This is a genomic window from Paracoccus aeridis (assembly GCF_004923205.2).
Lineage (GTDB): Bacteria > Pseudomonadota > Alphaproteobacteria > Rhodobacterales > Rhodobacteraceae > Paracoccus > Paracoccus aeridis.
On the sequence record NZ_SELD02000033.1, the window covers coordinates 1 to 12,269 of the forward strand.

The 12,269-nt window shown below is 68.3% G+C and carries 14 protein-coding genes; 6 read left to right on the forward strand and 8 right to left on the reverse strand.

The window, feature by feature from the left end:
• Positions 1–305: 305 nt before the first annotated feature.
• From ELI80_RS10055 to ELI80_RS10065, 3 genes are all read right to left on the reverse strand, one after another.
• Positions 306–548, reverse strand: a complete 243-nt coding sequence (locus ELI80_RS10055; protein ID WP_136651735.1) for a hypothetical protein — start codon at positions 546–548, stop codon at positions 306–308.
• 70 nt (positions 549–618) lie between these two features.
• A complete protein-coding gene (locus tag ELI80_RS10060; RefSeq protein WP_136651736.1) occupies positions 619–864 on the reverse strand; it encodes a hypothetical protein in 246 nt (81 codons plus the stop codon).
• Between the two features lie 330 nt (positions 865–1,194).
• A complete protein-coding gene (locus ELI80_RS10065; RefSeq protein ID WP_136651737.1) occupies positions 1,195–1,833 on the reverse strand; it encodes a recombinase family protein in 639 nt (212 codons plus the stop codon).
• Positions 1,834–2,360: 527 nt separating this feature from the next.
• On the opposite strand from ELI80_RS10065, the gene ELI80_RS10070 reads away from it, so the two are divergent.
• The 3 genes from ELI80_RS10070 to ELI80_RS10080 are packed head-to-tail and all read left to right on the forward strand — an operon-like array spanning position 2,361 to position 4,328.
• Positions 2,361–2,564: a hypothetical protein gene (locus ELI80_RS10070; protein ID WP_136651738.1), complete on the forward strand. Its 204-nt coding sequence runs from the start codon at positions 2,361–2,363 to the stop codon at positions 2,562–2,564.
• Positions 2,565–3,836, forward strand: a complete 1,272-nt coding sequence (gene murA, locus ELI80_RS10075; RefSeq protein ID WP_136651739.1) for a UDP-N-acetylglucosamine 1-carboxyvinyltransferase — start codon at positions 2,565–2,567, stop codon at positions 3,834–3,836.
• 3 nt (positions 3,837–3,839) lie between these two features.
• Positions 3,840–4,328 carry a DUF2948 family protein gene (locus ELI80_RS10080; RefSeq protein ID WP_136651740.1) on the forward strand — a complete coding sequence of 163 codons (489 nt, stop codon included), beginning with the start codon at positions 3,840–3,842 and terminating at the stop codon, positions 4,326–4,328.
• A 70-nt stretch (positions 4,329–4,398) separates the two neighbouring features.
• On the opposite strand, the gene ELI80_RS10085 is transcribed toward ELI80_RS10080, so the two are convergent.
• The 5 genes from ELI80_RS10085 to ELI80_RS10105 all read right to left on the reverse strand — a co-directional run bounded on the left by ELI80_RS10085 (position 4,399) and on the right by ELI80_RS10105 (position 8,036).
• A complete protein-coding gene (locus tag ELI80_RS10085; RefSeq protein WP_136651741.1) occupies positions 4,399–5,352 on the reverse strand; it encodes a 2-hydroxyacid dehydrogenase in 954 nt (317 codons plus the stop codon).
• Positions 5,352–5,705: a tRNA-binding protein gene (locus ELI80_RS10090; RefSeq protein WP_236641434.1), complete on the reverse strand. Its 354-nt coding sequence runs from the start codon at positions 5,703–5,705 to the stop codon at positions 5,352–5,354. The genes ELI80_RS10085 and ELI80_RS10090 overlap by 1 nt, the downstream gene beginning before the upstream one ends.
• Positions 5,702–6,535, reverse strand: a complete 834-nt coding sequence (gene proC / locus ELI80_RS10095) for a pyrroline-5-carboxylate reductase (RefSeq protein ID WP_136651742.1) — start codon at positions 6,533–6,535, stop codon at positions 5,702–5,704. Before proC ends, ELI80_RS10090 begins: the two co-directional genes overlap by 4 nt.
• Before the next feature lie 92 nt (positions 6,536–6,627).
• Positions 6,628–7,131, reverse strand: a complete 504-nt coding sequence (locus ELI80_RS10100) for a type III secretion system chaperone family protein (protein WP_136651743.1) — start codon at positions 7,129–7,131, stop codon at positions 6,628–6,630.
• A gap of 257 nt (positions 7,132–7,388) precedes the next feature.
• The gene (locus ELI80_RS10105; protein WP_136651744.1) at positions 7,389–8,036 is read right to left on the reverse strand and encodes a lytic transglycosylase domain-containing protein; all 648 of its coding nucleotides are present in this window, start codon (positions 8,034–8,036) and stop codon (positions 7,389–7,391) included.
• 242 nt (positions 8,037–8,278) lie between these two features.
• Here ELI80_RS10105 and ssb point away from each other — a divergent pair, with 242 nt between their 5' ends.
• From ssb to lon, 3 genes are all read left to right on the forward strand, one after another.
• Positions 8,279–8,791 carry a single-stranded DNA-binding protein gene (gene ssb / locus ELI80_RS10110; protein WP_136651745.1) on the forward strand — a complete coding sequence of 171 codons (513 nt, stop codon included), beginning with the start codon at positions 8,279–8,281 and terminating at the stop codon, positions 8,789–8,791.
• A gap of 88 nt (positions 8,792–8,879) precedes the next feature.
• Complete coding sequence (locus tag ELI80_RS10115; RefSeq protein ID WP_136651746.1) at positions 8,880–9,578, forward strand: fumarylacetoacetate hydrolase family protein; 699 nt, start codon at positions 8,880–8,882, stop codon at positions 9,576–9,578.
• Positions 9,579–9,786: 208 nt separating this feature from the next.
• Entirely contained in the window at positions 9,787–12,207 is a 2,421-nt protein-coding gene (lon, locus tag ELI80_RS10120) for an endopeptidase La (protein WP_136651747.1), read from the forward strand.
• Positions 12,208–12,269 lie beyond the last annotated feature (62 nt).

The following is a 12,269-nucleotide window of genomic DNA, read 5'->3' on the forward strand; positions in this document are numbered from 1 at the left end:
CGGTGGCAACCTCGGAAGAAGTAGGCGCCTACGCCGGACGCTTACGCTGGCGAAGCCCGGCAGACCCAAGCAGCGACAAACGTCGGCAGCCACGAACCAGGGTTTCCCGTCGATCTCCACGACGCGGACCTTGTGGTCCCCGAAGTTGAACAGGGAGGGGGCGAGGGGTGCTTCCCGGTTTCATTCCTAAGTGCGTTCGAGGCACGTAGCTCCTCGCGTCTGTGCCTACCTGCCGGTACGCCCCTCCGTGGCGGTTTGGGGGGCCGTAGAGTACCTGAACTACGTCAAGCGCCACGAACCAGCCCTTACGCGGGCAGCTTGGCGCGGGCGAAGGCCAAGTACTCCGCAACCTCGGGGTGATCCTTCGGGAAGCCTCGGGAAAGGGCGCGGGCGGCGACCATCGCGAACTCAACCGCCAGGGTGATCCCGTTGAGGGCCGCGCGGTCTTCTTCGGTGAGGATGTAGTCGGTGCCCGGGGTTGCCGCCGTCGCCATCGCTGGTGTCATGGTGGCCGTTGGGGCGGGCTGGGTGTTGTCAAGTTCGATCACGGTTTTCCCTCAAGGTTCTGTTATGGAGGAGCGCGGGGCCGAGGAACGTATCCCCGGCCCGCTTGGCGGCTCAGTTCAGCCGGAGTAGGGGGCGGAACGTCTCTGCCTCGTGCGGCTCGATGAGCCCGTGCGCCTCAGCCAAACGATAGAAGGTTTCGATCTTGCGGCGGGCTTCATCGGCCCTGCTGGGGAAAATGCCCGCCATTGGCAGGGCCTGCCTGAGTTCCGCCAGAGCTTCCCTGAGGCACTCAAGAGTGACGAGGTGCAAAGAGAGTTGCGGAAACTTTTCGTCGTGCTGCTGTCCATGTTCGACCATGCCGAGGGGTTCCTTTCGGTTTTCTGCTGGGAATGTTTGCGGGAACGCTGGGGGGCCTGTTGCCCCGCTGCGTGCAACCCTTATTGAAGACCAAGCGGAAACCGTCAAGAAAAATGTTTATAAACAAAAGGTTGTGGGCACGGTTTGGTCACAGAAGTGCTATCTTGGAGCCTCTAGATTGTTGATCCGCAACGATATGGCAGAAGATATTTATCTACTCTTTCTCGCTCGGCGCGGCGTCGGGGTGGCATGGGTTGAGGCGATAAGCCGACGTTGAAGGAAAAAAGACAGATAGAGCAGCAGACTGTTGCATCCTTGCAACATATCGGGTCAGGACAGGTCCCAGCGGGCCAGCGCAGCCTCGGCCCCCGCAGGATCGGCCTTGATCCTCAACACGGTCTGTCGGGACAGCTTCGCCTCCCTAGCGATCTCACTGGTCCCGCCGCCAGCCGCCAGCATGTCCCGTACGAGGTCCAGCTCCTTCCGGCCATAGGCGGGCTTCCGGCCCCGGAACTTGGTCCGGTCCCCCTTCGCCTCCTCGATCCCCGCCCTTTGAGCCTCCTTGATCGCTTCGGCTTGTGCCTGCGCCGTCGCAGCCATGAAACCGATCAGCGCGTCCCTGACAGCCTGCTGGATGGGGTCCGTGGTCGCCCCGTCGAAGGTCATCCCGTTGATGACGGTCCGCACGATCACGCCCCTCTCCATCAGTTCGCGGATTGTCGCGGTCACGTCCGCGTAGTTGCGCCCCAGCCGGTCAACCCAGCGGACAACCAGCGTGTCCCCTGCGCGGAGCATGTCAAACAGCCTCCGCCCCTCGGGACGATCCCGCAACCTGGTCGAGACCCCGGAGACGCCGTGGTCCGCGACCACCTCGTCAATCTTGAAGCCCGCCGCCTCTGCGTGGGTCCGCTGATGGGACAGGGTTTGGTCGGCCGTGGAGACGCGAGCATAGAGGATCGTTCGGGACATTGGGCAGGCTCCTGACGTGTCTGAAAGGGTCATGTCCAATGAGTAGCATGTCCGAAAGACAGGATCAACCCTTACGGTCAGCCTTTCCGGGCATGATCCGCCTGTCCGTTGTGGCATACCCTAACGATCAGGGGGCGCGGAAAGTCGCCAGGCTGACGACCGAAGCCGAGCAGTCCCCAACAGCACCTAAAGACTTCTCCGTAGGGGCCCGAGGTCGAGCCCGCTGGTTCGATGCGCGGCAGAGGACCCCCCGGGGGGTGCGCGTGAGCCTTCCCTGTCGAGGGCGGGGCCTCGCATTTTTCGGCCAATTTCCACGGCGGCTAGGGCAAACACACGCCGCTTACACACAACGCTTGCGTCAGCTCAGGTTTTATGCAATAAATCAAGTAGGAAGAAGCCGCAAGTCGGAGTTCAATCCTCTCTCACAGCACCATCCCCCCTTTGCTCCAGCAGCCATCCGACCCGCGCACGCCGCCACCGTCGCGTCTCCTCTCGACGTCGTGAGCCATGGCGGTTAATTGGGCCGGATGAGCAAGCGCCTTCCCGATCCGCCCGGTGCCTCGGCATCCGACCGCCTCGCCCGCCGTGCGGCGGCGCTTCGTGCGAACCTGCAGCGCCGGAAGGATCAGGCGCGCAACCGGGCCGCGGGCGGGCAAGGCCATGAAGACAACGAGAACGAGCTGCCGGCCGGGATCGAGCGCCCGGACCCGGCGGACGAAAGCGAGGGATAGATGGACCAGATCCTGGTTCGCGGGAACGGCCCGCTGAACGGCGACATTGCGATTGCGGGGGCCAAGAACGCCTGCCTGGCGCTGATGCCCGCCACGCTGCTGACGGACGAGCCGCTGACGCTGACGAACGCGCCGCGGCTGTCGGACATCCGCACCATGACCGCGCTGCTGCAATCGCTGGGGGCCGAGGTCGCCTCGCTTCAGGACGGGCAGGTGCTGGCGCTGTCGAGCCATGCTATCGGCAACCACACCGCGGATTACGACATCGTCCGCAAGATGCGGGCGTCGATCCTGGTCCTCGGGCCGATGCTCGCGCGCGACGGCCATGCGGTCGTCTCGCTGCCCGGCGGCTGCGCCATCGGCGCGCGGCCCGTCGACCTGCACCTGCGGGCGCTCGAAATGATGGGCGCGTCGCTCGACCTCCGCGACGGCTATGTCCACGCAAAGGCGCCTGCCGGGGGCCTGAAGGGCGCGGTGGTGGATTTCCCGCTTGTCTCGGTGGGCGCGACCGAGAACGCGCTCCTGGCGGCGACGCTGGCGCGCGGGACCACGGTCCTGAACAACGCCGCGCGCGAGCCCGAGATCGTGGACCTTGCCCGGTGCCTGCGCGCGATGGGGGCAGCGATCGAGGGCGAGGGCACCCCGACCATCACCATCCAGGGGGTCGACGCGCTGCACGGCGCGACCCACCCGGTCGTCACCGACCGCATCGAGCTCGGCACCTACATGCTCGCCCCCGCGATCTGCGGCGGCGAGGTGACCTGCCTGGGCGGCCGCATCGACCTCGTGCGGTCGTTTTGCGAGAAGCTGGACGAGGCAGGGGTGTCGGTCACCGAAACAGAGCGCGGCCTGACCGTCGCCCGCAGGAACGGCGCGATCCGCGCCGTCGACGTGCGGACCGAGCCGTTCCCCGGCTTTCCCACCGACCTGCAGGCGCAGATCATGGCGATGCTCTGCACCGCCGAGGGCGAAAGCACGCTGGAAGAAACGATCTTCGAGAACCGCTTCATGCACGCCCCCGAGCTTCTGCGCATGGGCGCGCGGATCGACGTCCAGGGCGGCACCGCGAAGGTCCGGGGCGTCGAGAAGCTGAAGGGTGCGCCGGTGATGGCGACGGACCTGCGCGCCTCGGTCAGCCTGATCCTCGCGGGACTGGCGGCCGAAGGGGAAACCGTGGTCAGCCGGGTCTACCACCTCGACCGCGGCTATGAGAAGGTCGTCCGCAAGTTGCGCGGCGTCGGTGCCGACATCGAACGGATCAAGGAAGCCTGACACATGTCCGATGCAAGCTTTCACGACGCGGACGGCCACGGGCCGCTCGCGCTCCGCGCCGAGACGCCGGATGAGCTGCCGATCCTGTCGGCGCTGTGCCAGGACGCGGTGCTGACGGTGGGCGACATCCGCTATGACGGCACCGCCCGCTCGCTGGCGCTGCTGGTGAGCCGCTTCCGGTGGGAGGACCTGGCGGACCGCGAGGCCGTTCCGGACGCCGACAGGCCGTACGAGCGGGTGCGCGCGTTGCTGGTCATCCGCGATGTGACGGCGGTGCGCAGCGACGGGATCAGCCGCGACGAGAAGGACATGGTCCTGTCGCTTCTGTCGCTCGGGTGGACGCCCGGGGCGGACGGCACCGGGACGATGGTCCTGACCTTTGCGGGCGACGGCGCGCTGGCGGCGGACTGCGAGTGCCTGTCCGTCGATCTGCGCGACGTGAACCGTCCGCACGCCGCGGTTTCGGGCTCGGTTCCCAGGCACGACGTCTGAGGCGCCGCCAGTTCACGCCGTAGTCGGTTCAAGCTGCCGCCGCTTTATGCGGCCGCCACTTCCCCGGCCGTCAGTTCACGCGGTCGGCGGGCTCGCGCCCCTCGTCCAGCGCCACGACATTCGCCATCGCCCGCAACGCCATCGCCGTCCGCGTCTCGGCGGTGGCCGTCCCGAGATGCGGCAGCAGCGACACGTTCTGCAGCGCCCGCAGCGCGTCCGGCACGTCCGGCTCGCGCTCATAGACATCAAGGCCCGCACCCGCGATCCCGCCCGCCTGCAGGGTGCGGATCAGCGCCGCCTCGTCCACCACGTCGCCGCGCGAGATGTTGATCAGGAACGCATCGCGGCGCATCTGCGCCAGCTCCGCGGCGCCGACCAGGTGCCGCGTCCCGGACCCGCCGGGCACGGCCAGCACCACGAAGTCGGCGACCGACAGCACCGCGCCGATGTCGGCCAGCTGCGTCGCCGGGATGTCCAGCGAGGACACGCGCGACCGGTTGTGGAACACGACGCGCATGCCGAAGCCGTGGCAGCAGCGCGCGGCGATGGCCTTGCCGATCCGGCCCATGCCGATGATGCCGACGGTCGATCCGGTGACGTGGCGGCCCAGCATCTGCGTCGGCTGCCAGCCCGCCCACTCGCCGGCGCGCAGGATCCGCTCACCCTCGCCGGCTCGGCGGGCGGTCATCAGGATCAGCGTCATGGCGATGTCGGCGGTCGCGTCGGTCACGACCCCGGGCGTGTTCGTGACGATGACGCCCGCGGCGCGGGCGGCGTCCACGTCGATATGGTTGAACCCGGCCCCGAAGTTCGCCACCAGTCGCGTCTTGAGGCCGCCCCCCTCGAACGCCGGGGCGCTGAAGCCGTCGCCCAGCGTCGGGATGATCGCGTCGTAGTAGCGCAAGGCGGCACGGGCGTCCTGAACCGTCAGGGGCGTTCCGTCGTCGCGCAGCGTGGTGTCGAACCGCGCGGTCAGCGCCCGTTCGGCGGCTTCCGTCATGCGGCGGGTCACGAGCAGGCGCATCAGTACATCCTTCCGCCGTCGGGCACGGGTTTGTCGGGCCGGATCAGGACGACGTTGCCGCTGTCGTCCGGCAGCCCGAGAACCAGCACCTCGGACAGCACCTTGCCGATCTGGCGCGGCGGGAAGTTGACGACCGCGAGCACCTGGCGCCCCGGCAGCGTCGCGGGATCGTAGTGCTGCGTGATCTGGGCCGAGCTGCGCTTTTCTCCCAAGGGGCCGAAGTCGATCCACAGCTTGATGGCGGGCTTCCTTGCTTCGGGATAAGGCTCTGCGCGGGTGATCGTGCCGACCCGGATGTCGAGCCGTTCGAAGTCGCCGATCGAGGCGGCGCCGGGCGCGGTATCGCCGCTCACTGGCCCAGCTCCCTCGAGCGCCCGGCGGCGGCGGCGACGGTGCGGGTGACGAGCGGGGTGAGGCCGCCGCCCTCGTCCATCAGCACGGACAGCCCGGCGGCCGTCGTGCCGTTCGGCGACGTCACGTTCTCGCGCAGCACGGCAGGATCCTCGTCCTCGGCCACGGCGAGCGCGCCCGCGCCCGCGACGGTCGCGCGGGCGAGGTCCAGCGCGAGATCGCGGGGCAGGCCCTCGGCCCTGCCCGCCGCGGCCAGCGCCTCGATCAGGTGAAAGACATAGGCCGGGCCGGAGCCTGATACGGCGGTGACCGCGTCCATCTGCGCCTCGTCCTCCAGCCGCACGACCCGGCCGACGGCGGCCATCAGCGCCTCGGCGAGATCGAGCGCCGCCGCATCCGCGCGGGTGTTGCCGATGATCGCGGTGATCCCCTGCCCGATCGCGGCGGGCGTGTTCGGCATCGTCCGCACGATCGCGGCTTCGGGAAAGGCCCGGCCGAGCGCCGCGAGCGTCACCCCCGCCGCGACCGAGACGACCAGCGTCGCGCCCTGCCCCGCCCCCTGGCCCATCTCCTGACCCGTCGCCGCCAGCGACGGCAGGACGTCGTCCATCATCTGCGGCTTGACGGCCAGGACCAGCACGGCCGGATCGGGCGGCGGCGCGCCATTCGCCTCGATCCCCTGCGTGGCGAGCCATTCCGGCGGGTTCGGGTCGATCACGCGGACGGCCTCGGGCCGGACGCCGCGGGCGAGCCAGCCCTTGAGCAGCGCGCCGCCCATGCGGCCGCAGCCGACCAGCACCAAGCCACGAGTGTTCAGTTCCGCCAGATCCATCCGCCCCTCGCCCCGTTGGACATCCTGACACCAAGGGGTAGCCACAGCGCCGGGTGCTGTCCAGCGTCGGCGGGGCGCGGGGGCCGGTCCGCTCAGGCCCGGCCGAACGCGCCCGCGATCGCGATGCCCACGGCTTCGGCCGCGGTGGCGTTGCCCCAGCAGCCCATCTGGAACGCGGGGTAGAACCGCTCCGACGCCTCGATCGCAGCGCGGATCATGTGGTCGATCTGTTCCGGCGCCGCGACCGCATCGCCCGCCAGCACCAGCCCGTAGCGCCACACCATCAGCCGCTGCGCGCCCCAGAAGGTGAAGCCGCCGTCCCAGACCTGGTCGTTGGCGAGATTCAGAAGCTCGTGGAGCACGTCCATCCGGTCGGCCGGCGGGTCCATGTCGAAGGTGCACACGAGGCGCAGCACCTCTTCCCGCGCGGACCAGGCGAGCGTCAGCGAGTAGCTGCGCCACTGCCCCTCGACCACCATGGCGATCTGGTCGTCGGCCAGCCGGTCGAACTCCCAGTCGTGGTGGGCGGCGACGCTTTCGACGATGTCGATGGGGTGGATATCGTCGCTCAGGATGAAGCCGTCGGTCTGTGCCATGCCTGTCTGCCCCTGCCTGGCCGGGTTGGCCCCAACCTTTTGTGGCCGCCACAACAAACGGGTTCTGCAGCGGACGCCTCTACTACATATCGTCGTGCGGAATCAGGGCTGCTGTAAAGGAAAACATCGTCGAAGACGCCTGTTTTCAGGGGATAACCACGCGCCAAGCGCGCGCTGCACGACGAAAAGCAATCCCCGCCCGAGGGGCGGGGATGCTGCATTGCGCAAGGCGGATCGGCGGAAGGCGGGGCCGCGGATCAGCCGCCGTGGATGATGCGGACGTAGTTCTTCGTCTCGCGGTAGGGCGGGATGCCGCGGTACTTCTGCACCGCGCCGGGGCCCGCGTTGTAGGCCGCGAGCGCGAGCTGCCAGTTGCCGAAGGTGTTGTACTGCTGGCGCAGGTAGCGCGCGCCGCCTTCCAGGTTCTGCAGCGGGTCGTTGGGGTTCACGCCCAGCTTGGCGGCGGTCGCCGGCATCAGCTGGGCAAGCCCGCGCGCGCCCTTGTGCGACCGCGCGGACGGGTTCCAGCCGGATTCCTGCTGGACGAGCCGCAGGAACAGGTCTTCAGGGATCCCGTGCTTGCGGGCGACCGCGCGGGCATGCGGCAGGTACTTGCTGCGCTGGTTGCCGCGATAGGCGGGGATGCGGGCGCTGTCGAGCTCGATGACCTTGACCGTGCGGGTTTCGCGGCCCGCGTCGGGGCGCAGGCGCTGCGACCGCTGGTACTGCGCCGACAGGCGCGAATCCATCAGCTGCGTCTGCCGCTGGAACTGGCTTGCCCGGGATTTCGACGAAGCGCCGGAAAGCCGCAACCCCTCGGCCGAAGCGGGAACCGCGACCGATGCAGCCGTGACCGCCAGGAGGCAGACCCTGAGAAACCGTCCAGCCGATGTGCTGATCATCATGATTGCCCTCTCCGCCGTGTTTTCGTTTTGCGCCGACTATACGCAACCGCTGCCACTCCGCCACGCATCTTCACGCCGCGGCGAGCGTGCATCGGCAGGTTTACGCCGAGCGCCGACCGCGCGGCCAGCGCAGGGCCACGGATGCGGCGCAACCGGCGCGGGAAACCCAAGGCCCTTGCCGCGCCGACGCTGTGCGGTCTAGACCCGTCCGCATCGAGTGCGCGCATGAAGAAGGGGGCCACATGGCAGGCAGCATCAACAAGGTCATCCTGGTCGGCAATCTCGGCCAGGATCCGGAAATCCGCACCTTCCAGAACGGCGGCAAGATCGCGAACCTGCGCATCGCCACGTCCGAGAACTGGAAGGACAAGAACAGCGGCGAGCGGCGCGAGCGCACGGAATGGCACACCGTCGTGATCCATTCCGAACCGCTGGTGCGGGTGGCCGAGCAGTACCTCAAGAAGGGCATGAAGATCTACGTCGAAGGCCAGCTGGAAACCCGCAAGTGGCAGGACCAGTCGGGCGCCGACCGCTATTCGACCGAAGTCGCGCTGCGCCCGTTCCGGTCCGAGCTGCAGATGCTCGACGCGCGCGGCGGCGGCCAGGGCGGCGGCGCGGGCGGGAGCCAGGGCAGCTACGACCAGGGTTACGGTGACTACGGCAGCTCCTCGGGCAGCGGCGCGTCGGGCGGGCGCGGCGGCTCGGGCGGGTCCGGCGGCAGCCGGCCGGAGTTCGACGACGAGATCCCGTTCTGAGGAACGCCAGGCGGCGGCCCTTCACGGCCGCCGCCTTTCCTTTCTCCCGTCCAGACACCAGTGCCAGATCCGCGATAGCCGAGGCCCCATGTCCGACCGCCTGTTCCCCAGCCCCGACGTCCCCGCCGTCCCTGTCGCGGGCGAGGACGCGCTGTTCCCCGTTCACCGCATCTTCTGCGTCGGGCGCAACTACGCTGAACACGCGCGGGAAATGGGCGCCGAGGTCGATCACGAGGCGCCGTTCTACTTCCTCAAGGGCGCCTACACCCTGACCCGGGGCGGCGCGACGATCCCCTACCCGCCCGGCACGCAGAACCTGCACCACGAGATCGAGTTCGTCGTCGCCATCGGCAAGCCGCTGTTCCGCGTCACCCCGGATCAGGCGATGACGGCCGTGTTCGGCTATGCCACCGGCCTCGACATGACGCGGCGCGACCTGCAGAACAAGGCCAAGGACAAGGGTCGTCCCTGGGACCTCGGCAAGGACTTCGAACACGGGGCGGTGCTGTCGCCCGTCACCCGCGCCGAAGCCTTTGGCGAGATCGCCCGCCAGCGCATCTGGCTGGAGGTGGACGGCACGCTCCGCCAGGATTCCCGCCTATCGGAGATGGTGTGGTCGGTGCCTGAGATCCTGGCCGACCTGTCGCGCTACTATCACCTGCAGCCGGGCGACGTCGTCTATACTGGCACGCCTGCGGGTGTCGGCGCGGTGGGTCCGGGCAACGTCCTGCGCGGCGGGGTGGACGGGCTTGCCACGATCGAACTGACGATCGGCGCGGCCGAATAGGACCGCGGCTGGCAGGCCTGCATCGCGGCCGCTGTTCGGCGCGCTTCGCGAAACCGCCGCGCGACTGCCCGGCAACATCGCCCTGCGCGGAACATCACGGGAACGCCGCGGCCATTGAAGCCGCGGACCCGCAGTCCTAGATTACCCGCAAGCCGGGTTGGCGGGCTGCCATGACGGGGCCGCCACGCTCGGGCACGAAAGGACCAGGATGACCACTGCATCTTCCCCGAACACCTACGCCGTGCTTCCCCTGCGCGACATCGTGGTGTTTCCCCACATGATCGTGCCGCTGTTCGTCGGGCGCGAGAAATCGGTCCGTGCGCTTGAGGCCGTGATGAACGGCGACGCGCCGATCCTGCTGGCCGCGCAGAAGGACGCCTCGGTCGATGAACCGGGCGAGGACGGCATCCATCGCACCGGCGTGCTGGCGAACGTCCTGCAGCTGCTGAAGCTGCCCGACGGCACCGTGAAGGTACTGGTCGAGGGCCGCCAGCGGGTGACCATCACCGGCTTCGTCAGGAACGACGCCCATTTCGAGGCGACGGCCGAACCCCTGACCGAACTGCCGGGTGACGCCGACAGCGTCGCCGCTTTGGTCCGCACCGTCGCGGAGGAATTCGAACGCTACGTCAAGGTTCGCAAGAACATCCCCGAGGAAGCCGTGTCCGCCATCGGCGAGGCGCGCGAGCCTGCCGTGCTGGCCGACCTCGTGTCGGGGCACCTGGGCATCGACATCGCCCGCAAGCAGGACCTGCTGGACACGCTCGACGTGGCCCAGCGGCTTGAGAAGGTCTACGGGCTGATGCAGGGCGAGATGTCGGTCCTGCAGGTCGAGAAGAAGATCAAGAGCCGCGTCAAGACCCAGATGGAGAAGACGCAGCGCGAATACTATCTCAACGAGCAGATGAAGGCGATCCAGCGCGAGCTGGGCGATGGCGACGAAGGCCAGAACGAGATCGCCGAGCTGGAAGAGAAGATCTCGGCCACCAAGTTCAGCAAGGAAGCCCGTGAAAAGGCGGAGTCCGAGCTGAAGAAGCTCAAGTCGATGTCGCCGATGTCGGCCGAGGCCACGGTCAGCCGCAACTACCTCGACTGGCTGCTGGCGCTGCCGTGGGGCGTGAAGTCGCGCACCCGGAAGGATCTCGGCCGCGCCGAGCAGGTGCTGGACGCCGACCACTACGGCCTGGAAAAGGTCAAGGAGCGGATCGTCGAGTATCTCGCCGTGCAGGCCCGGTCCGACAAGCTGAGGGGCCCGATCCTGTGCCTTGTCGGCCCTCCGGGCGTCGGCAAGACCTCTCTCGGCCGTTCGGTCGCCAAGGCGACGGGGCGCGAGTTCATCCGCATCTCGCTTGGCGGCGTGCGCGATGAAAGCGAGATCCGCGGCCACCGCCGGACCTACATCGGCTCCATGCCCGGCAAGATCATCCAGGCGCTGAAGAAGGCCAAGACGACGAACCCGCTCATCCTGCTCGACGAGATCGACAAGATGGGCCAGGATTTCCGGGGCGACCCGGCGTCGGCGATGCTGGAGGTGCTGGACCCGGAACAGAACGCGACCTTCGTGGACCACTATCTCGAGGTAGAATACGACCTGTCCAACGTCATGTTCCTGACCACGGCCAACAGCTACAACATGCCGGGCCCGCTTCTGGACCGGATGGAGATCATCCCGCTGTCGGGCTATACCGAGGACGAGAAGCGCGAGATCGCGCGCCAGCACCTGCTGGGCAAGCAGATCAAGGCGAACGGCCTCAGGAAGGGCGAGTTCACGGTCTCGGACGAGGCGCTGACCCACATGATCCGCTACTACACGCGAGAAGCCGGGGTCCGTTCGCTGGAGCGCGAGATCGCGAAGCTGGCGCGGAAGGCCGTGACCGAGATCCTCAAGGGCGGCGCGACGTCCGTGCACGTCACGCCCGAGAAGGTCGAGGAATATCTCGGCGTCCGCCGGCACCGCTACGGTCTCGCCGAAAAGGACGACCAGGTCGGCGTGGTGACCGGTCTCGCCTGGACGCAGGTCGGCGGCGACCTGCTGCAGATCGAGGCGCTGCGTCTGCCCGGCAAGGGCCGCATGAAGACGACCGGAAAACTGGGCGACGTGATGAAGGAATCGATCGACGCGGCGTCGAGCTTCGTGCGGTCGGTCGCGCCGGAGCTGGGCATCCGCCCGCCGGAGTTCGAGAAGCGCGACATCCACGTCCACGTCCCCGAGGGCGCGACGCCAAAGGACGGTCCGTCCGCTGGTCTGGCGATGGTGACGTCGGTCGTGTCGGTGATGACGGGCATCCCGGTCCGCAAGGACGTGGCGATGACCGGCGAGGTCACGCTGCGCGGCAACGCGCTGGCGATCGGCGGCCTGAAGGAAAAGCTTCTCGCGGCGCTGCGCGGCGGCATCACGACGGTGCTGATCCCGCAGGAGAACGAGAAGGACCTGGCCGACATCCCGGCGAACGTGAAGGAGGGGCTGCAGATCATCCCCGTCTCGAACGTCCGCGAGGTCCTGCGCCACGCGCTGGTGCGGATGCCCGAGCCGCTCGAGTGGGACGAGGCGGCCGAGGAAGCCGCCGCCGCCGAGGCGGCCCGGTTGGCCGCGCTGCGCGACCCCGGAAGCTCGGCCGTCGCCCACTGAGGCTGCGGACCTGACGATCTCGGGACGGGCGGGGGAAACCCCGCCCGTTTCCTGTTGTCGTG